This window comes from Nonomuraea maheshkhaliensis (assembly GCF_039529435.1).
In the GTDB taxonomy this organism is placed as follows: Bacteria; Actinomycetota; Actinomycetes; order Streptosporangiales; family Streptosporangiaceae; genus Nonomuraea; species Nonomuraea maheshkhaliensis.
Genome location: NZ_BAAAMU010000011.1, coordinates 92,156 through 116,778 on the forward strand (window position 1 = coordinate 92,156; position 24,623 = coordinate 116,778).

At 65.6% G+C, this 24,623-nt stretch carries 34 protein-coding genes; 2 read left to right on the forward strand and 32 right to left on the reverse strand.

Annotation, left to right across the window (positions count from 1 at the left end; all coding sequences use genetic code 11):
* Positions 1-281 precede the first annotated feature (281 nt).
* The 31 genes from ABFX54_RS10315 to ABFX54_RS10465 all read right to left on the reverse strand — a co-directional run bounded on the left by ABFX54_RS10315 (position 282) and on the right by ABFX54_RS10465 (position 19,946).
* Entirely contained in the window at positions 282-749 is a 468-nt protein-coding gene (locus ABFX54_RS10315; RefSeq protein ID WP_346103564.1) for a hypothetical protein, read from the reverse strand.
* On the reverse strand, positions 746-1,462 hold the full coding sequence (locus ABFX54_RS10320) for a hypothetical protein (protein WP_346103566.1): 717 nt from the start codon (positions 1,460-1,462) through the stop codon (positions 746-748). The genes ABFX54_RS10315 and ABFX54_RS10320 overlap by 4 nt, the downstream gene beginning before the upstream one ends.
* A 125-nt stretch (positions 1,463-1,587) precedes the next feature.
* Positions 1,588-1,881: a hypothetical protein gene (locus tag ABFX54_RS10325; protein WP_346103568.1), complete on the reverse strand. Its 294-nt coding sequence runs from the start codon at positions 1,879-1,881 to the stop codon at positions 1,588-1,590.
* Between the two features lie 251 nt (positions 1,882-2,132).
* The gene (locus ABFX54_RS10330) at positions 2,133-2,477 is read right to left on the reverse strand and encodes a hypothetical protein (RefSeq protein ID WP_346103570.1); all 345 of its coding nucleotides are present in this window, start codon (positions 2,475-2,477) and stop codon (positions 2,133-2,135) included.
* A gap of 65 nt (positions 2,478-2,542) precedes the next feature.
* Entirely contained in the window at positions 2,543-3,769 is a 1,227-nt protein-coding gene (locus ABFX54_RS10335; RefSeq protein ID WP_346103572.1) for a hypothetical protein, read from the reverse strand.
* A gap of 8 nt (positions 3,770-3,777) precedes the next feature.
* A complete protein-coding gene (locus tag ABFX54_RS10340; protein ID WP_346103574.1) occupies positions 3,778-4,578 on the reverse strand; it encodes a hypothetical protein in 801 nt (266 codons plus the stop codon).
* Positions 4,579-4,685: 107 nt separating this feature from the next.
* Positions 4,686-5,024 carry a hypothetical protein gene (locus ABFX54_RS10345; protein ID WP_346103576.1) on the reverse strand — a complete coding sequence of 113 codons (339 nt, stop codon included), beginning with the start codon at positions 5,022-5,024 and terminating at the stop codon, positions 4,686-4,688.
* A 159-nt stretch (positions 5,025-5,183) separates the two neighbouring features.
* A complete protein-coding gene (locus ABFX54_RS10350; protein ID WP_346103578.1) occupies positions 5,184-5,480 on the reverse strand; it encodes a hypothetical protein in 297 nt (98 codons plus the stop codon).
* Positions 5,481-6,191: 711 nt separating this feature from the next.
* The gene (locus ABFX54_RS10355) at positions 6,192-6,485 is read right to left on the reverse strand and encodes a hypothetical protein (RefSeq protein WP_346103580.1); all 294 of its coding nucleotides are present in this window, start codon (positions 6,483-6,485) and stop codon (positions 6,192-6,194) included.
* Between the two features lie 32 nt (positions 6,486-6,517).
* Entirely contained in the window at positions 6,518-6,712 is a 195-nt protein-coding gene (locus tag ABFX54_RS10360) for a hypothetical protein (protein ID WP_346103581.1), read from the reverse strand.
* 123 nt (positions 6,713-6,835) lie between these two features.
* Positions 6,836-7,270: a hypothetical protein gene (locus tag ABFX54_RS10365; protein ID WP_346103583.1), complete on the reverse strand. Its 435-nt coding sequence runs from the start codon at positions 7,268-7,270 to the stop codon at positions 6,836-6,838.
* 242 nt (positions 7,271-7,512) lie between these two features.
* Positions 7,513-7,821 (reverse strand): hypothetical protein, encoded by a 309-nt coding sequence (locus ABFX54_RS10370; RefSeq protein ID WP_346103585.1) that lies wholly within the window; start codon positions 7,819-7,821, stop codon positions 7,513-7,515.
* Positions 7,822-8,214: 393 nt separating this feature from the next.
* Positions 8,215-8,595: a hypothetical protein gene (locus ABFX54_RS10375; RefSeq protein WP_346103587.1), complete on the reverse strand. Its 381-nt coding sequence runs from the start codon at positions 8,593-8,595 to the stop codon at positions 8,215-8,217.
* On the reverse strand, positions 8,592-8,816 hold the full coding sequence (locus ABFX54_RS10380) for a hypothetical protein (protein ID WP_346103588.1): 225 nt from the start codon (positions 8,814-8,816) through the stop codon (positions 8,592-8,594). Before ABFX54_RS10380 ends, ABFX54_RS10375 begins: the two co-directional genes overlap by 4 nt.
* A gap of 1 nt (position 8,817) precedes the next feature.
* Positions 8,818-9,159, reverse strand: coding sequence for a hypothetical protein (locus tag ABFX54_RS10385; protein WP_346103590.1), 342 nt, complete (start codon positions 9,157-9,159; stop codon positions 8,818-8,820).
* Positions 9,160-9,227: 68 nt separating this feature from the next.
* Entirely contained in the window at positions 9,228-9,512 is a 285-nt protein-coding gene (locus ABFX54_RS10390; RefSeq protein ID WP_346103591.1) for a hypothetical protein, read from the reverse strand.
* A gap of 195 nt (positions 9,513-9,707) precedes the next feature.
* Positions 9,708-9,842 carry a hypothetical protein gene (locus ABFX54_RS10395; protein WP_346103593.1) on the reverse strand — a complete coding sequence of 45 codons (135 nt, stop codon included), beginning with the start codon at positions 9,840-9,842 and terminating at the stop codon, positions 9,708-9,710.
* Between the two features lie 166 nt (positions 9,843-10,008).
* Entirely contained in the window at positions 10,009-10,473 is a 465-nt protein-coding gene (locus ABFX54_RS10400; protein WP_346103595.1) for a DUF6166 domain-containing protein, read from the reverse strand.
* Between the two features lie 31 nt (positions 10,474-10,504).
* Positions 10,505-11,329, reverse strand: a complete 825-nt coding sequence (locus ABFX54_RS10405) for a hypothetical protein (RefSeq protein ID WP_346103597.1) — start codon at positions 11,327-11,329, stop codon at positions 10,505-10,507.
* On the reverse strand, positions 11,296-11,727 hold the full coding sequence (locus ABFX54_RS10410; RefSeq protein ID WP_346103598.1) for a hypothetical protein: 432 nt from the start codon (positions 11,725-11,727) through the stop codon (positions 11,296-11,298). The genes ABFX54_RS10405 and ABFX54_RS10410 overlap by 34 nt, the downstream gene beginning before the upstream one ends.
* A 67-nt stretch (positions 11,728-11,794) precedes the next feature.
* A complete protein-coding gene (locus ABFX54_RS10415) occupies positions 11,795-11,932 on the reverse strand; it encodes a hypothetical protein (protein ID WP_346103600.1) in 138 nt (45 codons plus the stop codon).
* 322 nt (positions 11,933-12,254) lie between these two features.
* The gene (locus tag ABFX54_RS10420) at positions 12,255-12,551 is read right to left on the reverse strand and encodes a hypothetical protein (protein ID WP_346103602.1); all 297 of its coding nucleotides are present in this window, start codon (positions 12,549-12,551) and stop codon (positions 12,255-12,257) included.
* Between the two features lie 239 nt (positions 12,552-12,790).
* Positions 12,791-13,042, reverse strand: coding sequence for a hypothetical protein (locus ABFX54_RS10425; RefSeq protein WP_346103604.1), 252 nt, complete (start codon positions 13,040-13,042; stop codon positions 12,791-12,793).
* Between the two features lie 373 nt (positions 13,043-13,415).
* Complete coding sequence (locus ABFX54_RS10430) at positions 13,416-13,703, reverse strand: hypothetical protein (protein ID WP_346103605.1); 288 nt, start codon at positions 13,701-13,703, stop codon at positions 13,416-13,418.
* Positions 13,704-13,938: 235 nt separating this feature from the next.
* Positions 13,939-14,262 (reverse strand): hypothetical protein, encoded by a 324-nt coding sequence (locus ABFX54_RS10435; protein ID WP_346103607.1) that lies wholly within the window; start codon positions 14,260-14,262, stop codon positions 13,939-13,941.
* Entirely contained in the window at positions 14,259-16,196 is a 1,938-nt protein-coding gene (locus tag ABFX54_RS10440; RefSeq protein WP_346103609.1) for a hypothetical protein, read from the reverse strand. The genes ABFX54_RS10435 and ABFX54_RS10440 overlap by 4 nt, the downstream gene beginning before the upstream one ends.
* A 36-nt stretch (positions 16,197-16,232) precedes the next feature.
* On the reverse strand, positions 16,233-16,868 hold the full coding sequence (locus tag ABFX54_RS10445) for a hypothetical protein (protein WP_346103611.1): 636 nt from the start codon (positions 16,866-16,868) through the stop codon (positions 16,233-16,235).
* Between the two features lie 152 nt (positions 16,869-17,020).
* A complete protein-coding gene (locus tag ABFX54_RS10450; RefSeq protein WP_346103613.1) occupies positions 17,021-17,431 on the reverse strand; it encodes a hypothetical protein in 411 nt (136 codons plus the stop codon).
* A gap of 15 nt (positions 17,432-17,446) precedes the next feature.
* Positions 17,447-17,806 carry a hypothetical protein gene (locus ABFX54_RS10455; RefSeq protein WP_346103615.1) on the reverse strand — a complete coding sequence of 120 codons (360 nt, stop codon included), beginning with the start codon at positions 17,804-17,806 and terminating at the stop codon, positions 17,447-17,449.
* Positions 17,807-17,955: 149 nt separating this feature from the next.
* A complete protein-coding gene (locus tag ABFX54_RS10460) occupies positions 17,956-18,135 on the reverse strand; it encodes a hypothetical protein (RefSeq protein WP_346103617.1) in 180 nt (59 codons plus the stop codon).
* Positions 18,136-18,377: 242 nt separating this feature from the next.
* Entirely contained in the window at positions 18,378-19,946 is a 1,569-nt protein-coding gene (locus ABFX54_RS10465) for a DUF2637 domain-containing protein (protein WP_346103618.1), read from the reverse strand.
* Between the two features lie 438 nt (positions 19,947-20,384).
* On the opposite strand from ABFX54_RS10465, the gene ABFX54_RS10470 reads away from it, so the two are divergent.
* Positions 20,385-20,774 (forward strand): GntR family transcriptional regulator, encoded by a 390-nt coding sequence (locus ABFX54_RS10470; RefSeq protein ID WP_346103619.1) that lies wholly within the window; start codon positions 20,385-20,387, stop codon positions 20,772-20,774.
* A gap of 952 nt (positions 20,775-21,726) precedes the next feature.
* Here the strand turns inward: ABFX54_RS10470 and ABFX54_RS10475 are convergent.
* The gene (locus tag ABFX54_RS10475) at positions 21,727-22,911 is read right to left on the reverse strand and encodes a helix-turn-helix domain-containing protein (protein ID WP_346103621.1); all 1,185 of its coding nucleotides are present in this window, start codon (positions 22,909-22,911) and stop codon (positions 21,727-21,729) included.
* A 1,082-nt stretch (positions 22,912-23,993) separates the two neighbouring features.
* On the opposite strand from ABFX54_RS10475, the gene ABFX54_RS10480 reads away from it, so the two are divergent.
* Entirely contained in the window at positions 23,994-24,458 is a 465-nt protein-coding gene (locus ABFX54_RS10480; protein WP_346103622.1) for a hypothetical protein, read from the forward strand.
* Positions 24,459-24,623 lie beyond the last annotated feature (165 nt).

Below are 24,623 nucleotides of genomic sequence, written 5' to 3' on the forward strand. Positions count from 1 at the left end.
GGTTTAGTCCGTCCTGGGACTGGAGTTGCGCACGCACCTCGACTGCAGAAAGGGGTCGTTGCGGACCCGTCCCTTGCGGCGACGACTCGCCATGATGCAGCACGCCTGGTCGAGTCCACGATCGTCCATGTGGCGTACGGCTGTGCCGTAGTGAACGGCATGGGGACGAGGGCGCTGTAAGGGGCTCAGGGCCGACTATGAAAGTCCGGGCCTTGTCCGGGCCGAGGGGTGAGGGCCGAACGGAGTGTTGCGTCTGTTCATGATCGAGGGAGAGCGCCTGGTTAGATCCACGCGTAGCCGTGTTCGGCGTGGGGTGAGGGGCGGGCGAAGACGGCGTGCTCAGCCCAGAGCACCGGGGTTCCGTTGGACAGGACGAATGTCTTCGGCCGATCCGGGGCGGGGTTGTAGGTGACGCGCATCAAGAGCGATAGATCGTGCTCGGCGTTGATGGCGGTGACGGTGCCGTTGACCCACGCGTGCACGGTGCGGTGTCTCAGGGCTTCGGAGCGGGCTCTTCCCGCAGCGGAGACGTGGAAGGCCACCTTAGCCAGGGCAACGGTCTCGGCGTACCCAATGACGCAGCCACGCGCGGCGCCTGTTCTCGCCACGATGGACCACAGATGCTCGCGCAGATTCCAGTGCACGCGGACGGTGATCCCAATCAGCGGCGCGAAGTCGCGGTTCAGCAGCGCGCGTACGCGCTCGCGCCGCGCTCGGTTGCGACTGGTGGGCAGGATCACCTTCTTCATGCAATGCCTGATCGCCAGGCTGCGCGCAGCATATTGACGACCGACGAACCGTTCTCGGTCAAGGTGACCCGGCGGCCACGCGAAGGAAGCAGACCACCGACGGTGATGAGCCCGGCGTGCAGAGCATCATCTAGATGCTTGTCGGTCAGCCCCTCGGGCAGGCCGTTCTCCTTCGCGGTGGTGAAGAAGCCAGGCCCATCTGCTCGTTGGAGGATCTTCATGAGGGTGGTGTCGAACGCAAGATTGCCCTCGGTGGCGGCCCAGGCGATTCCGACGCCGTCGGGTGATCTGGCCCAGTGCAGAAGGTGGATGTACCGGACATCGCCGGGCTGACTCTGGTGGCCGCAAGGCTTTTCGCAACGTAGAGAGGACGGGGAGGTAACGAGCCTCGCGGTGCAAGCAGGAACCGCCTCGACCGTCGCCCGCGATGCGCGGGCAACCTCTCGCACGTGCTGGTGCCAGTTCTCAGGGAATGGCACGTCGAACCTGGTGACGTGTGTGAAGGCGAGCATAGCCAGGTCAAAGCCGAAAGGCCCGAGCGTATACGCCAGAGCGATCGCCCTCCCGAATTCGTCAATGACGTCGTCAACGTCGCGTGGACGGGCGACGAACTCCCCGCCTGGACGTTCGATATAGGACTGAATGCGGTTGTCTACGGCGGCCTTGCGAACCGCGACTGCGGCTTGGTCGGGAGTGAGGCGGATTGTGTGCATGGCGAGTTGTCCTCGGACTGAGAATGCATATAGATGCCGCCGGATAACGGCCCGTGCGCACGGACCGCCTTGGACAGCGGTGGGAGAAGACCAGGGAGAAGGCGGGTCTGCCATTGACGGTATTGTCAGGAGGGACCTTGTAGTTCGGCGTAGATGAACTCAAGCCTCTCGTAGATACGCTCCTGATCCATACGCGCCTGGAGCCATTCCTGCCTCAGCACTAGGCCAGCAACCTCGTCCCTCAGGACTAGACAGGGACGTCGGAGTATGGAGCAGTTTTTGTGTGGCTGATATGCCTGGTGACCTTGGTCGTCCTGCGTGAGCCGCGACAGGTGTTCCCATACAATGGCATTCTCCCATTTGCCGTTCCCCTCCAGCCCTGCATTTTCGGCCATCTCGAACACGACGGCACCAGCCATGCCTGTCACCATCCAAAAGTGAGCTATGCGACGGTGAACATTGCTGCCCCGAGAAACATCCTCTTGCCAGCTGCTTCGTTGATTCGTCACTATCTCCGGTATCCTTCAGGTGCGAGATTTCGGTCAACTTGCGAGCCTGCATACAGCTGGGCCGATGGGCGAGATCCCCTTGTTCAAGGGGTTCATGCTCGTCTTTCTCGTCGCAGGAATGAGAAGGGCCCGGTATGCACCGGGCCCGATGGGTTGATTGGTCAAGCGTCTTGGAGTGCAGTGATCTGCTCGCGCCAGATGAAATCGAGCGCCGCGTACTGAGCGTCCTTGTCGGCCGCCGAGAGCTCACACACGAAGAGACCGCGATGTTCGGCGTCCTCGTGTTCCCACTCGAAGTGTTCGAGCCCCTGGTTGAAGCTGCCGTAGGTCTGGCCGAACGAGCAGGAGTAGTGGCAGCGGAGGTTGAAGCGATCGAGATCGAACATGTCGATCCACTCAGGATCGTCTCGGTGCAGGGCTCGAATCCCGGCCTGTACCCGCCGCTCCAGCTCGCCCCAGGTGACCGACTTCAGGTTCGCCGCCAGCTCGTCCTTGGTTACCGCCATGGGGTCTCCTTTAGCCATAGAAAAGGCCCTGGCGCGTTCGCCGGGCCCATCGAATGAGGTCGTGATCAGTGCTCGGAACAGCAGTCCTCACTGGCGTCGATAAGGAGGTGGTGCGCGGTGCACGAGCAAGCGCGGCACTCGGGATCGGCGGCCTGGCCGCAGTACTTGGCGGGCTGCTCATGTGGGTTGACCAGCGTGCTGCAACGCCCCCGGGCACGGAGCGTGGACTGCTGCGACTCGAATCCAAACAGTCCCTCGACCTCGCGGACGACTTCCTTGCAGGAGACGTCGAAATCGTCCCACCCGACGCCGCCCGTGCGCTGGGCGATGGCGTAGAGGTCGTGCGTACGCTGGAGCAGCTCCATCAGCTTGGCGATGGGGTTGGCTGCCTCGACCAACCCCTGGTTCTCAGCCGCCTCGCGCTTGGCCTGCTCAGGGTCCTCGGCGTCGCTATCGCCCATGACCTTGGTCCATATCTTGCGCTTGTGGGCCTCCACCGGGTCGCTGCTGCCCAAGATGCTCCAGTCGTGGCTCTCGCCGACGTCCCGCCCCACACCGAGCACGTCCACCTTGTGCGGGGTGTCCACCACCAGCTCGACGTGTAGCCGGCCAACGATTTCCAGAGTGACTGGGGTGTCTTTGCCGAGCTGGGTGTCAGGCGGCAGATCCTTCGGCCTGGTCTCTACCGACACGTACGAGCGCGACGTCTGGACCGCGGGCCGCTCGGGCAGCCGCTCATCAGCAATCGGGGCCGGCTCGTACAGCTTGGACATCGGGATGGACGCCTTGGTATAGCGCGCGAAGTCCTCAACCATCTTCTGCTTGTCGGCGGCCACCTCCGCAAGTCGAGCGACGACCTCCCCCGTGACGTAAGCGTTGCGGTCCGGGTGTGCGGCGATCCACTGCTTGTTCGCCTCAATGGCGGAGACCTCCGAAGGGTGCATTCCCCCTTCGACCTCCTGCTTGGCGGATTCCATCCTGAGGTACCAACGCTTGGCGGCCTGGACCTCGGCAACGTGCGCTTCTCTTTCCGGATCGCGTGACTGGGCCACTGCGTGATCGTTCGTGGCCGCCCTCATCGCACTGTCGGTGGTGAGGTACAGCGCCGCGTTCTTCGTACCGAGCTTGACGATCACACCTCGCCTCATCCGATCGCGTGACCACCCCCAAGCGACCGCCCCTTCGGCAGGGTTAGCCATTGGCACCAATCCGGCGGCCTCCGCAGAGGTCGTCAGCGGCAGCGCCTGGCGCACCTTGGCGGCGAGCCGCTTGTAGTGTTCGGGGATCTCCATGCTGCTCCTCATCGAATAAGCTCGAGTTGGTCGTAGCGCTGTCTCTGATATGCCGCCCAGGCTGTGGGCATGGCTGGATCGATGAACCTGATTGGGTATTCGTGCTCGTCGCTCTCGAATCGCCTGACGATGTATGCCATGAACGCACCTTGGTCCTCGGCGGGGGACTCGTGAGGAATCGCCCAGACCCGGCGCGGATGCTGTACGCGGCGGGCTGCGGGGGAGTGTCGCTTAGCCGTGCCAATCTTGTGAACCTCCTCAAATGGACTTCCAGGCCCCGTGCTCGTCCTGGTGCTGGATGTCGGTGTGCTGCACCCCGCGTTCGGCATCCCGCAAGGGCCCGAGCTCGGCCCGCCTGGCTGGCACCAGGCCCGTTCATAGGAAGCCACTGCAGTAGATGAGATGTAGTGCGGATGGGTGATCAGCACAAGGAACCGCCGTGGTTCGCCTGGGCAAGGGTCAGGATCTTCACCGAGATACGCCTGACCGGTGAGTGGCTGATATCCCTCCGGGCTTGCTGAGGTTGTGATCCATACCTCGTGGTGGGCAGGAAACGCTCGCAGCCGTTCGGTCAGTTCGCCAGTCGTGACCCGTTCGACTGCCGCGGGTCCCTTCTGAACCTGCAAGACGCGCACCACCGGGCCGGATATTTCGTCGTCGAAGACCGTGGCATGACCCAGGTCGATCTGGATGGGGACGGTGAAGTCGGGACGGAGAAGCAGCTGCTCGTCGGTGGTGTCGAGGTGGATCGACACCCTGACCTTCTCGCTGTCGGCGTCGAGGTAGAGAAAGACAAGGACACCAGCCACTTCGATGCACGGCAGGCTCTCCTTGCTGGCGCCCTGCTTGGGGTGGAAGACGGCGGCGTCGTTGGCGCGTTCGCAGGCCTCGGCGTCCGGGAATTCGTACGGCTTGTTCAGGTGGAGCTCCTTTCGACGATGCCCTCGTACTGGCCGCTCCGTCCGATAACGGGGGTGAGGGTCAGGAACGGCTCGTCCGGCTTCTGGCTCACCCCGCCGCCGCAGAGCCGGATCACGCCATTAGCATCAATCGAGACCTGTGCTGCCCTCGGCCACTCGATCGGCGACTCGCGTCCGCCAGCGTCCTCCGCCATGTAGAAGCGGTTGGCGGTAACGCGGGTGACGGCCCTGCGGGTGGTGCCGTAAGCGGGGTGGTCGGTGCGGGTGATGTAGTGATTGGTGACGTCGTAGACCTGGCCCGGCTGGACCCTGCGCTTGATCTCCGCGAGCGTCATCTGGGCGTCCCTTCGTATATAGAGGGCATAGTGGGTTTCTGGCCGTGACCCGGCCGGTGATCATGCCGGATCTTCGGTGTCCTCGGACTCGAAGGCGGCACATATCGTCGGTGTGAGCAAACGCCGCCGAGTCATGATCATCTCTTGGTGTGCTGCGCGTCAGGGATTGAGCCGGGCGGGAAGGACGTCGACGTCCATGCCGACCACCCCGGATCTGATGGGCTTGATGTCCAGCATGTCGGCTTCGAGTAGGACGGCCATGCTGTGCTGCGAGCCAATCTGAAGATCACGGCCATCAGGACCCAGCGCGAACCAGGACCAGGGGTCCTGGCTCCGCATGGCGCGGCTCGAATAGATGCGTACGAGGCGCGTGCTCTCCGGCAGGTCGAGGCCGGCCTTCTTGAGACAACCATGATCACGGTGCAGGTTAATTGAGACGCGAGCCCTGATGCGCACCTCCGGAAGCGACCGCAGGGAGCAGGTTAAGTGAGACAAACGCGGAACGCGAGCAGGTCGCGCGAGATACCGAGCAGGTCATCCGAGACGGGACATCTGGTCACTGGCCAGACCGCTCGCACTCCTGGTGGTGGCGAACAGCGACTACCGCAAGATGCTGCCCCGGATAAAGTGGGTGTTAATTTGGACAGTAGATCCTATACCGGACAGAACGTGAATTCTGTCTGGTATAGCCTATATTGACACAAAACGGTCAAAGGTCTCCGGTGGCCCGGTGGCTTCCCGCGGTGTCCGTTCTCACTGAATCTGGCCCGGGGGCATAGCCGTGACCTGGAGCGGACCAGATTGGGTGAGACGCCCTGGCTCGACATTCCCGGTTGAGCCGGTCGCCGCTCGGCGGCAGACACCTTCACCCACCAGCAGCCGGTGCCCGCGTGTCCGTTCTCACCGAAGTTGGGTCCGGCGTCTCATCGGACCTGGTCCATGTGTGCCGGATGGGCCAAATACAGTGAGACTGCCTGCTCACGTAACTGGAGTCTCGCCGCGCGAATCGCTGAAATGATGTCTGTGACCGGACCTCCGCGCACGGGTTCTCATCAGCGAGGAACTGCGGGCGCGTTGTGGGCCCGTCGGCCATCGACTGGTTGGCGCTCGTTGTACTACTCTCCGCCGTCCGGATGAGCGCCCGTCTGCCGCACGGCCGACTAGGTGTCAGCGGAGCCGTTCGTCCCAGCAGTCGCAGCAGCAGTACGGGTTGCTGCCGGGCTCCGCCGCGCCGACACGGCGGGCATCGCGGTAGATGCGCTTCTGGCAGGAGCGGCAACAGATGGCCTCGCCGTCGTGGAGGTCGTCGAGGACGATACGCATCTGCTGCTCGGTGGGGTAGGCGTCCCAAGACTCTCCCATGGTGAGGGTGCCGAGGGTGTCGCCGTCGAGCAGGTCGTAGCTTGCGCCCTCGACGGGCCAGAGCGTGCGCTGCACGACGACAGGCCATCCGCCGATCATGTGTCTGCCGACGATTTTCTCGCTGTGGGCCACTACATTTCGTCCTCTCTCAAGAGCTGGATGAGGTTGATGACCTCTTCGCAGTGGTGCTCCAGAGCCCGCCGCTCCCCCGGCATCATGTCGGCCAGGAGTGCGCGGCCGTGGTGGATGTCCTGCGCGGCCAGGGCCACCAGGATCTCCGTCTCCGCGTACGGGGTGCCGTACTTCCTGTCCTCGGCTGGCGTCACGCTGCTGCCTTCCCGGTGCATCCCCAACGCGGCCGGGCACCGCCGAGGCGGCACTCTGAAGGGTGACCGGCCCTGACTCCGTTCGGGCAGGCGGTGCTGCTCGGGGTGGACGAACTCACGGGGTCAAGCCCGGGATACTTTGCGGTGCAGCAAGCCGGTGAGGGCGGCGGCAAGCAGCTCGACCGCCGTGGCCACGTCTCCCGCATCCTGCTGGCCGGAGGGATACCAGCGAGCGTGTGTCTGCCCGTCGAACTCGCCTCCGTGGTGCGTCATGAGGTGGTAGAACCGGTGTTCGCGATCGGCAACGAACAGCATGCGTGCCTCTGCGCGGTCAGGGAGCAGTGAGATAGTCCGTTCCCGTGCGGCGGCTTGCAGCCGGGATACCGCTGCCTCATCGGTGGGCTCTGCGGTGGCCGACCACGCTTCTATGAAGATGCCGAAGCCGTACCACGTGGGTGGGATGCAGCGTTGCAGCCGATCGCGGAGGCTCTCGTCGGTGACCGCAGCGTTGGCCAGCCCGTACAGCTTGCCCAGCGGGTTGGTCGCGTCATGATGCATAGGCAGCTCAAACTGGTCGCTCAGCCGGGGGCCCCGTCCCGGCTGGTCCTCCCACAGCCACACGAGGCGGCGGTCATCTCGCTGGTCCAGTCGCGATGCTGGAGGACGTAGCCTTTCAACCGCAGCAGCAGGCGTTCAGGGGTCACTGCGCCAGCCCCACGAGTGCAGCCTTTAACTTCTCCAGGCGGTGCACCTAACCCGTACATCGCCGCCTATCGTCGCGGGCATGGTGCGTAGCTGGCTCACAACACCTCCCACTTGCCGTTGTCAGCGTTGAGATAGCGGACCTCGGTGGAGCCGGTGTCACGCTTGGCCCAGTCGAGAGGCGCGAACCACAGCTCGCCGCCCTCTTCCCCCGGTGGGACGATGATCCGTCCCACGTAGTCGAGGCCGCCGTCGCTGTCGAAGAGGCGGAACTGGACGCCTTCCCCTGCCTTGAGGCGCAGCTCCAAGTCGATTTTCTCCGCTGGCGTGCCGACCAGCCGCATGCGGTCCTTGTAGGTGCCGCCGCAGTGGTCTTCGGTGAGGATCCAGCCGTAGGGCATGGCCATTCGTCATCTCCTTTAGTTGGAAATGGGTGATGCGGGAAGGGCGGCTGCTTGTCGCCTCCGTGCACGTAAGTCGGGAAGCAGCCCGCGTCGTAACGGGATGACACTTAGCGGCTCGTCCAGGGGCGCGGTGGTCGCGCGGCCGGGGTCGATCGCGACACTGAGGACGCCCGCCCGGTCGGCCGGCGCGAATCTGTCATGCGGTTCGCGTCTGACGGCCAGGGCCATTGGTCGCGGAGACGTCCCCGGGGTAGGCCAGCATGCGTAACGTCTCGTCGGGTGGTGCGCTGTTCACCGTGCCAAGCCCGACAGGCAGCGGATGGCAGACATCATGCCTCTCTTCGTGTCGGGCCGTTTGATGAGGCTGCCCGGTCGGTGGAGACATCGACGGCCGGCTCAGGCGTTTCGACGCTCCCAGCCGTGCGGGGTGACCTGGTTGATGAGGTCACGAATGGCGCGGGTGCCCTCGGCCTTGCGGGTCTGATACGGCTGGTCCTCCGGGTGCCAGGTGATCGAGGCGCGCAACGGCCGTCCTTTCCGCTTGGACACCCACAACACGCCGAGCCACCGTTCGCCGGGCTTGTCCAAGACGAGCTGCCACGCTGAGCCGTGTGGCGCGTCGGGTACCTTGACGGCGAACCCTTCCTTTTCCAGGCGGGTGATGATCTGCTGGGAGGTCCGGTTCGGCGACCATGTCGCGCCGGGCGATGCAGCGGCGTCCTCGGCCGCCAACGCGGTGTGGCTTTCCCGGTCGTGCGGTGGATCGCGGTCGATCATGTCGTGCTCCTTTCGAGCAGGTCGGGGGTGAAGCCGGGGATCAGCTCGCCGTCCTCGACGCACACGGGGTAACGGCGTCCGTCGATGAGTGCGGTGGCGGCAGCGCGCCCGGACTTGCAGCCGGCGGCGCGGCAGGGTCCGTGCTCGTCGGTGCGTAGCCGGTCCCACGAGATACCCTCGGGCGGCTTGTCATGACCTCGAGGCTGCTGCGTCTCGGCCATGTCAGAACACCGTCACGTTGTTTGCGCCATGGTTCTCGCCCAGGCACGGGCAGTCGCAGGCAGGGCCGGTGGCGCCCATGCACCGGCCATCGCAGACCTTCGCGAGATTCACGGGCGGCGTGTGGAGCTGTCGCCACGTCAGCAGGCAGTGATGCTGCGCGCAGCGTGGCCGGGTGTCGGGCAGCGTCTCGGGCCAGAGCTTGCGAGTGTGGTAGCGGTAGTCCGCGACGTCCCAGAACCGGTACCAGCCGCCGTCGCCGACTCCCTCCCGCTTGAACACCGGCTTCAAGACGATACCGCCGACCACGTGACGGTCCGGCTCCTCGAAGGCGAGCACGTCCACGACAGCCCGGTATGTGCACCTCTTAACGGGGCAGCGGCCGAACATGCGTGTTGTGTGATCGGCTCCCATCACAGGACTCCGGCCTCTTCGAGCCGGGCATAGGAGGTGTTCCGGTCGTCGGTAAACCATTGCCGGGGTGCGATCTTGCGACAGAACGTGCACCTGTAGCGGGGCGAGTTGGCAACCGGGGCCTCTGCTACGGGCAGGACGACCCCGTGCAGGCAGATGGCCATCTCGTCACAGGCGGCATACAGGGCATCGCCTGCGGCGTCCATGGCGGCCTGCTCTAGGTCTGTGTCCAGTCTGGCGGTCGCGATAGCTTCGGCCTCGGCACCGAAGTCGTCGTCGAACATGCTGATCTCGCTCTTTTCGGTGTGCTGGGGGTTGGTGTCTAACGTGGCGAGAGCCAGATGCCGGGCGCCTCCTGCGGGAAGCGCTCGGCGATGCGCACGACGTCGTGGTTGGGACTCAACGGCTGCACGGAAACGCTCGGCCCGGCGCTGCGAGACCTCGGCCCGGGTCCAGCAACGCGGGCATGGAATTCATGCTCAGCCGCAGAACCGGCTGCGGCGCAGGCTCAGGCCCGGCTGGCTCATCCCGGTTGAGTGGCGACGTCGGACCGGTTCGCGCTCGTGGTCGATGATCTGCCCAGTGGCGAGCAGCGCCTGGTCCTCTTCCAGCACGAGGGTCAGGGGCGCGCGCTGGCAGCCACGCACCGCAGGGGTGCTCCGGCATGCGGTCAGGCCGCTACCGACGTACGGGCGCCACGCGGCGGCCGCCAGGTGGCGTACGGTGCGTGGCTGCCGCTGATGGGGGCTGAGTGTGGCATCCACATTCACGGTGGGGGCATCACGCCTCTCCCAGTTGGCCGGCAAGCCAGGTGAGGATGGCCGAGCGGGGCATGCGCCACTCGTCGCCCCACTGGGAGACGAACGCGACTTTGAACGCCTGGTAGATGCTGGGCCCGATGCGGTAGCCATCCTCGCAGGCACAGCGGAAGAGCAGCTCTGGGTTGTAGGTGGCGGCCTTGCCGAGTTCGTACGGCAGTTCCTTGCCGGAGCCGGGGTCGAGGACCACGTTGCCGGTGCCCTTGCAGCAGCGGCACGCCGCGTCGTCGTCCAGGGCGGCGATGAGCAGGCTGCGCGCGCAGTCGGCTGCGCCGGAGCCGTAATAGCCCCAGCTCAGGCCGGTGGGTGAGTGGAGGGGAAGGTGCCTGACCACACCGATGTGCTCGCCTGCCGGTGTTTCGATCGCGATGAACGACCCGCCGACCGCGCGCCGATATCCGTGGTAGATCACGTTGAGCGCGATCATCGGATGGCCTCGTACGTGGCACTGAGCTTGCTCAAGACGGCTTCACGGGACTCGGATGTCTCCCATATCGGCTTTCCGTGCGATGGACTCTCTCGCGCATGTGTAGGCGCATGCGTCCAAGCTTTCGGAACGGGCTGCCGCGCTCCTGTGGAGACTCGGCGCGTTTCCCGGCTGCCGGGTGCGAGGGGTGCGAGCGCAGCTTCACGGGTGCGGCCGCGCATCCACGGGTCGCGGATGTCAGGAGGAAGACCATTGTCCAGCTTCGTCTGGGCGCCGGTCGCCTCAGGCTCGCCGGCCGGCGGCGTGGCGTGGAACGGCCCTGGGAGCATCGAGCTTCAGCCGCCGTGCGCAGCGCAGCTCGCCATTCGGCGTACCGGGCTGCTCCGAACCGCCTGCTCTCGAGCAGATCGGCATCGCTGTAAGCGGCCAGGTTGCCGAGGGTGCAGATGTCCGTCTGCGTCAGGACGGTCTGGATGGCGATAGCCGCTGCCAGGTTGTGGAGGTTGGTTTTCAGCGGCATCTTGGTGCGTCGCACCAGGGTGGCCGTCGTTGCGGTCTGATCGGCGAGCTGGTCCACGATCTGGTCGCGCCAGGCACGGACGTGCCCACCGTACTCGGCCGTCTGCTGAGGCCGGAGGCTTGTGCAGGGGTTGACCTTGTCACAGTCGTGGCAGTCGTTCAGCCACGGGCGCTTTTCGGCCTGGTCGGCGTAGTCGCCGAGCCGGTCAAGGATGTGGTCCCAGGTGCTGCTCGTCCGGGTGAGGGTCAGCTTTCGGTCCGGGTTGTCAGCCAGAAGAGGGTCCGTTGAGGGTGGGGTGCTGGTTATGAGGTCACGCTGCCTTGGCAGATGCGGCACCGGTTGCGGCGCGCCAGGGAGGTGCAGGCGTAGCTGTGGGTGCCGTGGCTGCTGAGCAGGTGGCTTTGGTAGGCGTTGATCGCGCCGCCTGGGTGCAGGGCGGCGACCCACCGCTCGTCGAACGCGGTCGTGTGCGGCAGGAGGCAGCGGATGTAGGCGTTCCCGATGGCCTTCCATCGGGCCCCGTTGCCGACCATTATCCCGGCCACGCGGACTTCCACGGACTCGCTGCCGATGGCGACGTCGATGCCGTCGATGTGCTGGTGCTCGGGCACCATGTGGCCCGCGCATGGATGAGGGCGCCCCCGGGGCCAGCCCAGCCGGGCGTTGATCGTGTCGAGTGCCGTAACGACCTCCTCAGGAACGGAGTCGATGCAGGGGCCGCTGTTCCAGGTCATGAGGATCTCCTTCGAGGGATGGACGCTGGCAGTTCTGCTCGCATCACTGCCAGCGCTGGAAGAGGGATCAGCGAGAGATGACGACGCAGGCCGTGCTCACCGTGATCCTGGACAACGTGAACGCGCCGACCGGGAGCGGGTTGATCTTCCCCGGGTCCTCGACGAACGGCTCATCAGGTTGAACGAGCTGCAGGGCGCGGGTCACGTGCTCGGATCTCCCGGCAGGGCGAGAACGGTGGGCTCATCACCACGGAGTCGGAAGTCGGTCCGGCGCAGTCAGCGCCGGAGAGGGTCCTGATGGCGGTCAGCGGCGGCATGGAGATCTGGTGGTATTCCAGTGGCCGCATTCTGTGCACGTCCAGTAGATGGGCACGCCCATGCCTCCGGTGCTCACTCGGATGCCGCACCCGGCGCAGGTCAACATGGCCTTCACTTGGCGGCCGGGGCATCTGCGGGCGCGGTGCGGCACAGGCCCGGGTGCCGGTAGCTGAGTCGGAACGAGTCGCGCTCGTGAGCCGACGGGCTGGTCATGCCTTGTTCTCCTTCATTCTCATCACGGAGGATTTGAGGGCTGTTCTGTAGATCGGTAGCACCTGCGTGCGGCACTGTTCGCCGGTCATCAGCTCCAGGTGCCAGCCTTCGTTGAGCTTGCGCAGGGCCTGACCGGGCTCGGGCCAGAACGAGCGCGCTGCTTTGGCGGGATCATCGGCGATACGAGGGTCGTTGTCCCATATGCCGTACGGCTGGCCATCCGGCCCCCATACCACCCAGCTGGTGTCGCGGACGGGGACATCGCGGCCGTCGATGGTGACGTGACTCGCCATCACTTCTCCTGAGCGTTGAGGTGGGTGGGGTGCCGGGCGGGGGTTGGGCTCGGCCTGGTTGAGGGGCAGGGATACGCAGGCGCCCCGCTCCCCCACTTCCCGTTGGCCGTGAGCGGCCTCGCCAAGGGCGCGAGCTAGGTTGAGGGGTTCGCCTTCGTGGTGAGCAAGAGGGAACGGCTGACGTCCGGTGGCGGACAGGACTCGTCCCGTACGGAGTGGCGATCGCTGCGCGATCTGATTCAGCTCTGCGATTTGCGGGCCTCGGGGGGAAGGCTTTGGGGCGGATCGGCGGACATCAAGGCCCGAGTGGCTGCGGCCAGGTCCAGGGCGTGCTGGTACAGCCCCGCCGGAACCTGTACGGGCTTGTCGTAGTAGAAGTCGAAAGTTCGTGCGAGTGCTTCGCGGAACCTGACGACGGCCGGGTCCCTTTCGTTGCGGACGGACTCGCGCAAGAGACGCGCCGTCTCGGCGAAGCCGCTGGTGGTGGACATGGACCTCCTTCACGGAGCGTCGTGGATGACGTTGCTCGGGGGCGAGGCGGCTCGACGATGGGACCGTCTGTCGTAGGTGCGCCACTGGTGTTCGCGTGCTCGGCTAGCCGCGCCGGCAAGATGCCCGGCTTCGCGGTGACAGAGACGGCGCCAGCGTGCCAGCGCGTCGATCGAGCTGGTGCGGTTCTGCACGAGGGCCGGGCCGGGCGGTTGGAGATCAGCCCGGCCGTCGCGGCGGATACGCCCGGCAGCCTGCCTGGACGCCCGCGACGGTCGATACCCAAATGGGCGTGAAGGCGGGCTTACCTCAACGACCTGAGGGCGCCCAGCACGGTTCGGAGGCAAGGCCTCAGGGCGGCCTTCGCAGCGCCGTCTACCCGCGGCTGCGTCCGAAGATCAGCCAGGTGCCGTCATCGAGGAGGATGACTCCCGCCGGTCCGTCCGGGTCGGAGAACAGCGGGTCGGTGGCAGCCAGTTGGCGAGCGAGGGCGTTGGCGTCGGCGTACGGTCGCGCACCACCTTTGACGAGGACGTAGTCGATTTTGCCCTGCAGGGGCTCGCCTCCCATGAGCATGCCCCATGACCGGGCGGCGTCGTCGAATGCTTGGTCTGCGGTCTTGCCCTCGTGGGGGCCGGAGGAGAAGTAGCCGGAAACAGTCATGGGATGGTCTTTCTACGTGATGAAGAGGAGGTTACGGAGAGGCGCGGGCGATGGACCGGGCGGTGAGGGCTCTGTTCTTGGCCGAGCGCTCGGGAACAGGTGCGTTGCACGCTGTATGCGGCGGACATGATCGCGGACGGTGGTGTCGTTTTCCGAGGTGAAGGGGGCGTTCGCGATGAAGGTCATCGCTGAGTGCAGTCGGTGCCGTAGGCCGCAGTCCGGGGGTGCCGTATGACTATTTGATGTCGGCGAAGATCTTCCAGTACTCGGTGGCCCGGGTCGAGCCGATCTGCGCGGGGCTGATGGCTTGCTGGACGCGGAAGGCCAGTTCCGCCATGGCGCGCATTTCTCCCGCAACAGCGACCAGGGCGACGGCCCTCTCGTGATCGCCCTTCTCCACAGCGGTCAGGGCCCGGCTTACGAGGTCCTGATGCTTTTGCAGGTAGTAGGGCACCTTGGCTCTTGTCATTAATGGGCTTCTTTCTTCTGACCACGACCGCTCAACCGCCCCCTTGAAGTCATCCCTGCGCTGCTTTTGCAACGGGGCGGCGAGCGTCACGTCCGGTCATCGACGCGCTGGCAAAGATCGCCGCGACGGGAGATCCGTTCGGCTCGTTCAAGGGCGCGCAGTGCGGTTTCTATCTGGCCATAGGTGCAGTCGGCGATGCGGCCGCCGATCCGGGCAATGAGCTGGTCGACGGGCAGCGCGCCGTCGTGGAGAGTTTCCTCGATGGCGGCCTCGACGTCGCCCTGGGTGGGCGGCGGGGAGTGGCCGGGCTCGCCCTGGGCCAGCGCTTCCACACCGGTCCTGCCGCGTTTCATCATGCGGTCGTAGTCATCCAGGAATCCTGTGGTCAGCTCGTCGAGCTCGCCGGCCGGCGGTTGCTGGGTGAGCCCGTACACATCGCGCGCAAGAAGCCCGCGGGCCTTGGCACGAGGTCGCGCGTCCGGACCGTTGAGGTAGCAGAGCCCGGCTGTCGATTTTCCGGTCGAGACGAAGAATTCTTCAAGTTTGGAGGGGTCGGCCGGGAGGCCCACCATCCCGTGGTCATCGTTGCTGCGGGTGCGGAAGCCGGCGACGTTGCCGGCGAGGTTCGACCGCAGCCCCTGGTCGACGAGATAGTCCAAGCCCACGTTCTGCGCGACGCCCTCGACGCCGAAGCCCGTCTTGCGCATCGTGGCCACGCCGGCTGCGAGCATTCGGACGGCTTCCTTGCCGAATTCGGGGTCTTTCAGCAGGAGCGGCAGTTCATCGAACAGGCTCCAGACGCCTGGCATCCGGAAGACGTCGCCGGTGCGGGGGTGGATCAGTTCGCTGCCGGGCAGCAGGAACTGCTTGCCTGTCCGCTCTCGTCCCCTTTCGTCGATCCATTTGGCCCGGCCGAGGAACTGTGAGCGGCGGCGGGAGGCATACAGCAGTTTGCCCAGGCACTGGAATACGCCCTCGACCCCCACTGCGCGGATCTGGGCCACTTGCAGGCACTCCGGCATGGACTGCCCGTCCTGGGCGTCCAGGACGGCGGTGACAAGCGTGTCGCACTGGTGCGCGAGCAGGAATTTCGTCTCGGCATACCGGGTTTTGCCGCACTCGGTCCGGCCGAAGATTAGGCCCATCTGCATGCCGCCGGTGGGAGTGTAGAACTGGGCGTGTGCCGGCTTGCTGTCATAGAAGTACGCCACGCGGGCGATGCCGGTCACAGGATCAATGGCGGCTTCGTCGTCTTCCAGGAAGCGGGTGTGGGCGAGCAGGTCGTCCCGGTCAATGATCGTTAAGCGTGCGCGGGAGTCATTGGGCGGTGACACCTCCTCCACGCCGACCAGGCGGACGGTGGTCCCATAGGCCGAGGAAATGGTGCGTTTGCCCGCGAGCATCTTCTCGAAGTCAGTCTTGCCCTTCTTGCCGATGATGAGCGCGGTGAAGCCGCCCGGCAGGTGCTCGGGTATATCCAGTCGTGTGCTGGCGTAGGCCGGATTGTTCGGCACTACGTCTTGCTCCCAGGTGCGCTGTTCGGGCTCGAGCCCGTCGTCCTCGTCCTCTTCTGGTTCCGGCTCGGGCTCGCCGGGAGGCTGCGGTGTATATCGGCGTTGGTGAGCTCTCCAGTAGGGCACCGACCTCACGAGACCGGCTGTCCAGAGCATGAACGCTTGCACGTCGGACAACCCCATCGCCGCCGCGGTGAGCAGCCATGCGAGAACTGCTGCAGCGCTCCCCCACCACACGCGTCCGTCGGTGCGCATGACGAGGATGACCGGGAGCATGACCAGCGCAACAGCCCAGCAGAAGCCCCACACGATCCCGGGCTGAGTCGTGTGGAACAGCCACCCGGTGCCGTGGGCTCCGCCGAGGAGCATCAGCGGGACCAGGTTGGCAAGGGCTTGCTTGCGGCTGTCGTAGAACCTTCTGATGGGTGGCTTGAAGGGCGAGCGCTCGAATGGTTGTTCAACGTCGGAGGGTGGAACAAGGTCAAGGCCGTCGTCGCTCTGTTCCGTCATTGGTCCTCCTTCCTGCGCGGGCTTCAACCGGCTCGGTCAGTCGCCGATCTTCTTGCCGATGGCTTCAGCGATCTCCTCGGAACGCCTCTTGGCCTGACCGATGCTCTCCTTCAGGAGCGGCAGCTGGGTGACGACGTCGGTGCCTTCGGCCAGCAGCCTCAGCAGCCCGGCCTGCATGTTGTCGAGGCTGGTCAGCAGGTCCGACAGCTCACTCGCAAGTCGCTCGAACTGGCGCTGTGCAGGTCGCAGGGCGTGAGCCTCACCGGTGACGAGCGGCTGTTCGGTGGACATGGGTACATCCCTTTCGGTTCGGGTGGACTCGGTGGGTGCAGCAGGTCTGAGCTCTGGAGGGACGGCTGAGGCGGGGGCGGATGGAGCAGTGGATATCGCGTCGTCTGATGGGGTGTCGTGGGGTGGAGTCACGTCGGCCGGCTCCGCCGCCGTTTCGACGGCGTCCACGGGCTGTGCTCGTTCGCGCTCGGTCCGATATGTCCGCCAGCCGGTTCGGACGCCGCGCACGAGAGCCCACCCGGTGAGCCCTATGGCGAACGGCACGCTGAGCACCGTCGTGAAGAAGGCAGCAGCGCCGCCAAGCAGCGCCGATTCCAGGCGCGCACCAAAGTCGTCGCGCTTACGAAGATCTTCTTGCCGCGCGCGGTAGTAGCTGCGCATGCGCCGAAATCCGCCGCGTGTATCCGCAGTGAGTTGTGCTCCCCCAGCCCGACAGCCCAGCCGTATCGCCTGGCGTACGTGGGGCTGCTGTCTGCGATATAGCAATCCGGTCACTCCGGCGGCGATTGCCATCGCCAGGAGCAGCGTTCCCATCATTGGCCGGCTCCGGAGGTGATGAGGTTCACCGCGCTTGCGGCGCGATCGAAGAGCCAGGGCGCCGCGTGATCAATGGTCAGGATGACGAGCAGGGCCAGCGACGGCAGGGCTAGCATCAGCCATTGCCCCATGCGGTCGAGCTGGCCGTCCTTCCAGTCCCAGCCGATGGCGCCGACAGCGGCGAGCAGAGCAGCCAGGGTGAAGACGCCGATCCCGGTCTTCCAGTCCTGGGAGGTGATCTCGTTGGCTGCCACCCAGCAGACAGGGACTGGACCCAGCCCGCCGGTCAACATGGCCACCCCGACGAAGCGGGAAGCCTTGCCGCGCTTTTGAGCCGGCAGCGCGATCGCCAAACACACCAGGGTGAGGCCCAGCGCGAGCGCTGCCTTGAGCAGGTTGAACACCATGACGGGACCTGCCTTTCAGGTCAGGAGCCAGGTCGCGACGGCGGCGAGCGCGTCGACGAGGGTGGAGGCCACCGCGCGGAATTGCGGATTGACCAGGACAAGGAAGCGCTCCACGAGCAGCGCGGTGATCGCGCGCTCCGGATAGCGCAGGAACCACAGGGTGAATTGACCCAGCGAGTGGACGGGCAGCACGACGGTGAACGCCCAGGTTCTGAACCACACCCGGCCCGCCACGTGGTCGCGGCTGTCACCGGCTCGTGCTTGTCGCCACAACTCGGCCATGGATGGCAGTTGCTCGGCCAGAACGCTGTCTCCGACGACGAGCCGGGTGAGCCGCTCGCGGGCACGCGAGAGCGCGTCGATCACTCGTTCCAACCGCCCGGGCGTCTCCTGCTCGGCAGGGACTAACGCCGGGGATCGTTCTGATGCTGCCTCGTGACTGTGTCCGGGAAGGGGCACGACATTGTCGAGGTGGTCTTCCTCGCCGGCCTGGCGCGTGGTTCGAATGCGGCGCACGGGGACGGTCACCGGCCCGCCTGTTCGGGCCAGGTCTCTTCCGGCAGCCCGGCCTCTTCGCTTCCGGCCGTGAACAGTTCTCGGGCGTAGTGCTGGTACTTCGTTGGCGAGCCGATGTTCTTGAGGACCTGTTTGAGGTAGTCCACGGCTACCGCGAGTTGTTCCTCTTCCGTGGCGGCGCTGTCCATCGCCGCCCTGGAGCGATCGCGGATGCGTTGAGGTCTGGGCTTCCTCCGCTTACGAGGACTTCTTGGCGTCCTGTTCGAAGGCATGAGGTCAGTTCTCCTGGTTACAGATCGTGGCAATCGGAGGTGTATGCTTTCTCGCGCGCCCGCGCGCGCCCGCGCGCGCGTTGGGTCCTCCAGATGCGGCGCGGATCAGGCCGGTCGGCGCACCATCTGACTGCAGAGGCGGTTACGCGCCGTGTTGTTCATTCCTGGTGACTTCGTGGCGCCGGCACGCGGAACCGGGCGGGGTTGGCCTCGAACTCCTCGAGCAACGTCTTGCCGCGCGGCCACTCGCAGGACAGGGCCTTGCGAATCTTCTCGGCCGACAGGTCGTTCGCGTCGAGCCGACCGGCGGCCAGTGCCTCACCGAACTCGATGCGCAAGTCTTCGACGCTCCGCCGCTTGTTCGCTCGATGCGTCGAGGAGGGAAGGATTCGACGCGTTGAGCCGCGCGGCTTGGTTGCGTCGAGTTTCGTCGCTCGACGGGACTTCGATGCCTTGCGTCCTGATTCCCTCGGTGCATCGAACCCTGGCTGCCTCGATTCTTGGCGTGGCGTCTTCGACGCGTCGAGATGTGGTTGCTTCGATGCATCGAGGAGGGCAGCGTTCAATGCATCGGGCACACGCTGGCCATTCGCCTGCTCGCTGGGCAGGTGCATCGAGCCGTTCGCTGCGGCACGTGGTCCTCTCCCCCGCTCTGCCGGCCTCGATGCGTCGGCGCGATGCGACAAAGCGATCATCGGGAACCTCTGCCTGAGGTAGTCCTCGATTCTGGTCATTTCGTTCTGGCCGACGAAGTCGTACACGTCGGCTGTGCGGACTCGTTCTGGGGCAAGCTGCTTGGGGCGCAGGATCCGCCCATCGGGGCCGATGACCAGTTCGCCGGCCTTGGCCATCTTGCGGTCGGCCTTTTTGCGTGCGCTGAGGATGGCCCGGCCGAGTCGGCGCTCGGCTTTCGTGCTGGTGGGACCCATGCCGTACCGATCGTGCCAGGCCAGATACCATGCCTGGTCAGGGGTGCAGGCCGGGCCGAGGGCAGCGCGGATGGAACGGGCCTGCCACTGCAGGACCCCATACCGGAGCCAGCGCCACAGTTCTGTGCGGATCTCCGCGAAGCTGCGCTGGCTCACCATCTGGGAGTTCAGAGCGGCGGTCAATTCCAACTGCAGCACCCCTAGCACGCTGCACGCTGCAAGGGTGACACCCTTGGCCGGTGACACCTCTGCGCCGTGCCAGAAGTTCATCCCGGCCGCCGCCGCGGTGAAGACCCAGGTCCAGATGCGGTAGCGCAAGGATGGCAACCGGCGCTGGATCGCCCGGTGGGTGAGGTAGGACAGATAGAGGGCGGCGCCTTCCAGCGCCGTGGGGAGCAGGAAGGACAAAGCGCCCAGTCCGAGGACCGCCGCGCCGAACTCGATCTGGCCCCGCCAGGCGATCAGGATCGGCGCGCCCATCGCGATGCCGCCGATCAGCCACGGCAGGCGGCCCACGATTCCTGCGGTGACCGTGGATGCGGCTCTGCGGACCTTGGCCCACCGTTCGGTCGCCTGCCGTGAGGCGGCCTTCCGCTTTTCACCCTTGAACGCGAGCTTCGCCCGCTTGCGATCGATCTTCTGCTGGTCTCGCCGCGCGGCGCTTGCGTCTTGAAGTTCAGCCTCGCGAGTTCGTCGCTCAAGTTCGCTCTCAGCGCGAATCCGCTCGGCCTCGGCGCTGGACTTGTCTCGCATGCCTTCGGCGAGGGTACGAGCGGCCTTGCTGTCGAACTGCGGCATTGCGGACCTCAGCCTCGCGCCGCAGACTCGCGTGGCACGGCGGGCCACTCAGCGGAGTCGCCTGATCGCATCCGCGGCGTTTGAGGCGCGGCTCCTGACGGACCGGTGAGCCCGCGACGGGCGGCCGCGAGGTCGGTCCTGTTCGGCGCGGCGATCTCTCCTCGGCGGGTCAGGTGTTCGAGGTCATCGCTGCTGCGCGTGCTCATGCGTCGTTTCTCCAAGCGGGGTGTCGTGCTAGGGCACGGGTCTGGACGGGCAGAGGGCGGGCTGCCATTCCGTATGAGGATACCTAAAATAGACCTAAAAAGTACCTTAATAGAACCATCAAGATCGACGCGTGCCACTCGCAGGCGGCCATCGAGTGCCCGAGCGGTCTAAAGTGGTGCAGCTACATGGCATGACGCCCCCCACTCACCTGGAGTCGAATGGACCTCGCGCATGGCCAAGCCGCCCGCTAAGGCGCAGGGGATCGCCCGGCAGCTAGCGCAACGGATCCGCGCCGGAGAATTCCCCGCCGGCAGCTGGTTCCTCAGCGAACGCCAGCTCGCCGGGGAGTACGACATCAGCCGCGGAACAAGCCGACGAGTCCTGGACATGCTTGCCGCCGAGAAGGTCATCATCCGCACGCCGGACGGGGCTCAGGTCGCCTTGCCTGCGTTGAGCGCGGCTGAACTGCTCAAGGAGGGACACTCAGTCACCTTGACGCGGACGTCTCAGGGCCTTGTCAAGGCAGTGGCCAGCGACGAGGCCGGTCGCGTGACAGCCGCCGGCGAGGCACCTACACCGGAACAGGCCTTGGCAGCCATGCGACACCTGCCAGCCCCATAGAGAGGGCTTGACAGGCGCACCCCTCTCTTCGACGACTCCTTTCCCGACCCTTCGGGGAGGCCATATGCGGAGCTGTCGTAGGCGTGGACCCTGAGCAGCGAATCGGTGGCCACCAGCCGCAGGCATACCGCCAGCGCTCCGGTGTCGGATCATCGGACGCGCCAGGCGCACGCGGTGACAGTTTCGGCACACGATGTGCTGGCGATCAACGTCGTGCTCCAACCTCTCTGGAAGGAGATGGGGCTCCGACGTCGAGATGTGACTCATCACGCAGCCTTGGAGCGCAGGAAGGCTCGCCCTTGGGCGACCGCGCGCAGCGCGGCTTGGCCTTCCGGAGCGGGGAGGCTGCGTGATTGCATCCTCGGCAGCGGCGGGGCGCGCACGCTGGCCTATGTCAAGGCAGCCGACTCAGCCACGCGGTGACCGAGGTGATGTTGTCGCCCGGGCCGCAGGCGCCATGCGGCGAGCAGAGATGGCGAGTCGAACGCGCGCACCAGCTGAAGACAGGGGCGGGTGGATTGCCGAGCGCATTGGAGCCGACCGCAATGATTCTGAAATGTGCAATGGACGCTGCGTCGCCGCCGAGGGCTGGGGCGTGAGATGCATCCTTGTGGTCCAGGGCCACGGAGTGCGCAATCACACCTACCAGCGCCCCCTTGGGGGACGTTCTCCAGCGTAGGCGCCCGGAGTGCTGATCACAGCGAAACTGGCCGGATGGCCTCGGGAATCTGATCGGGGAACAGCCCCATGAAGATCGGCTGGTCGGCGTGCGGTGAGACGACGGCGCCGGCTCGTCCGTCACAGCCATGGCAAAGCGCCGGGCCCAAGCCGGAGCGTGGGCAAAGAGGAAGCACTGAGGAACAGGAAAGAAGACCGCGGCAGCTTGATGAGCTGTCGCGGTCTTCTCCGATTGCTGTGCATCGGCTGCACCCTCAGCGCTGGACCGGTGGGCTCAGCCGTCGGTATCGGCCGGGTATTCGCTCATATACCGGTACACACTCATCTCGGAGATGTGCAGCAGCTCGGCGATTTCGCCGTACTCCTTGCCGTCGGCCCGTAGTTGGTGCGCGCGTGCGGCCAGGCCCTGCCGTTCCTCATCACGATGCCGCGCCTGGGCAGACAGCCGTTTGGTCCGCTGCGGGTTCAGATATCGCTCGGCGGTCGTACGGTCTACCTGAAGATGCTTCGCAATGTCCCTGATGTGCGCGCCGGCGGCATGCAAGCGGATCGCCTCTGCAGCGAGGCGCTCTCGTTCATCGGCGAGTTCCTGCTGAGAGGTGCGCGCCTTCTCTGACCGCCGGCGTGATGCCGGGTGGCCCGGTGGCGGTGTGAAATGAGGATCTTCCGTGGGTGCCAGCGGCTGGCCGATGACGACGCTGTAGGCGAAAACCGTGCGAAAGAGCCCGCCACCGCCTGACTTCAGCATCCGTTCAAGCCGGTACACGTACTCAGTGTCGACTCCCATCAGGGCTGAGACGTCATGACGTGATTGCCCGCTGCCTTCCCGGTACTGCACCAGTTCGCGGAAGGTGGGCCGGAACGGATAGCCGATCGCGTCGGCGTAGTCGAAGACGGTCTTAGCGTGGAGTTTCGGTGCGCCGGAGCTCAGCATCTGCTCCAGCCGTCTGAGATTGCTACGGACCATCCCCATCCGGGCCGCTATCTGATCTTCTGTGAGCGCACGCGCTGCACGGAGCGCCAACAGAATCGTTAGATCGAACGTGGGCGCTTTCCACGCGGCGGAAGTGGAACCCCGCCGTGTTCCGGCGCTCTCCTGCTGAGGCTGTCCTGAGAAGGGCGCGAGGTCTGGCCGCGGTGTGCCGGTCGGATCTCCGGTAAGAGTCAGCGGCTGACCGGTGATCACGCTGTAGGTGAAGACCGTCTGGATGGAAGCGCCCCCGCGACTTGTCAGATCGGCTTCCAGTTCACGTACCCTGCGTGCGCTGACGCCCATCGCGGCCGCGACGTCGTGAGGCGATTGCCCGCTGCCTTCTCGATGCCGAACCAACTCGTGCAGGGTGGGCCGGAGGGGGTGGCCGATCGCTTCGGCATAGCTATAGACGGTCTTGGCGTGGCAGGCGCTGTGGGCACGCAGTCTGCGTTCCAGTACTGCGAGGTTGCTGCGCCGGACTCCCATTCGCGAGGCAATCTGACTCTCCGTGAGTCCATGTGCCTCACGGAGATCAACCAGGACGGGCAAGGCGAGAATAGGATCAGCCACAGCTGGCCCCATTCAGTCCGCCCACCTCGTGATGGGCTACCCATGCCGCGCCTGCTCCGTCTGGGAGACCGTTGGGGCACCGCCCCCCACATAGCAGGGTCGGGCGCATCCCGAGACCGGGCTCGGCAAGCATCGCTCCGCTCTCAAGCGCCGCAAACGACGCACCGATCGCGATGGCCCGGGTTACCCGCGCCCGACGATCGATGCCAATGACGGGTACCACCACATCTTGCGCTTCGCTCACTCCCGACTCACACATGATGACCACGCGCAGCCCCCTTCTCGACCGCACCCCGGGGTGGTCCCGGTGCCTGGGGATCAGCGATCGCACGCACCCGTCGTTTCAGGAAGGCTCGCCCGCCAGGGCGACCGCGCGCAGCGCGGCTTGGCCTTCCAGGAAATGAAGGCGGCGTGCGATATCCCCAGGAAAGGCGCCGAGACCCACCCCGTCCGCAAGAGCCCAACGCTCGTGTCGCAACACCTTGTGGCACGTCCTGCGGCGGCAGGGACCCGGCGGCCGCTGGCGGCGGTCGTTGTGAAATCCCTCGCTGCGGCATCGCTGCCGGGCACACGACGGCATAACCCGGGAATGAGTTCCGTTGATCGGCTTCCGACGACCGATGAGAGTCGGCAGGCCGACAAGCCGTCAACATCACGACGGCGATCGAGGTACGGTGCGGCTGGCCGATCAGGTGCTGACGCCTCTGAAGGCGAAGGATTCAGGCTCGATGCCATCGGTGTGGAGCGCTCGTATGGTGGCGTTCAAAGCTCAGGCCCCGAGCTCGCCGCGACGATGAGTGTTGGCCACCCGAGCGGAACAACTCGCCCACGAGCAGGGGCCCTGCTCAGCCAACCCTCGATGCGGCGTGCAGCAGTACGACCATCTGACCGCCCGCGTCGGCCGTATGACGGACCCGGCGTAGTTGCCGAAGATCAACTCTCGGCAACAATTTGCAACACGCCGCTTCGGATGTGGCGTATGCAAACATCGATGCGTAATGATGCTCGGCATGGCTGCTATCGCTGGACGCACACGCCGCCCCGACTCGGGCGGCGTCTATGCATCGCTCGGTGGTCGCGTCGACCCAGCGATCCATCAACTCGCTTCGGACGGCGCTGCACGGGACCGCGTATCCATCGCGCTCTACCTCGAGCGGCTCGTGGAAGCTGATCCGCTAACCCGGCGAAAGCCAGCTGGTCCAGTGCCGCGCCGCGCCCGCGTTCCCTCCGGCAATGAGGTCATGCTGTCAGGGCGCGTCCGGCCGAAGGTGGCAGCGGCGGCGAAGAAAGGTGCCAAGGCCCGCCGGGTGCCGATCTGGCGCTATCTGGAGATCTTGGTCCAGGGTGCGGAAGTGGGGAAGCTCGATCTGAAGGCAGTGTCTCCTGACTCGGTGCAGGAGACACTGCCGTTCACGATCGATCACAGCCCATCGCAGGATACGGCTGACGCGGTCGCAGCGTGAGTCGTCAGTCGATGAAGAGCGGAAGGAGCGCCCTCGTGTAAGGGCAGCGCGGAAAGACCCGCAAAATGATGCGGGCCCTAGAGCACCTACTTGGCGGTTGAGGCTCTAGGACCCGAATGACACTCCGGCCCGGCTGAGCGTTGTCGGTCCTGAGATCCCGTTTCA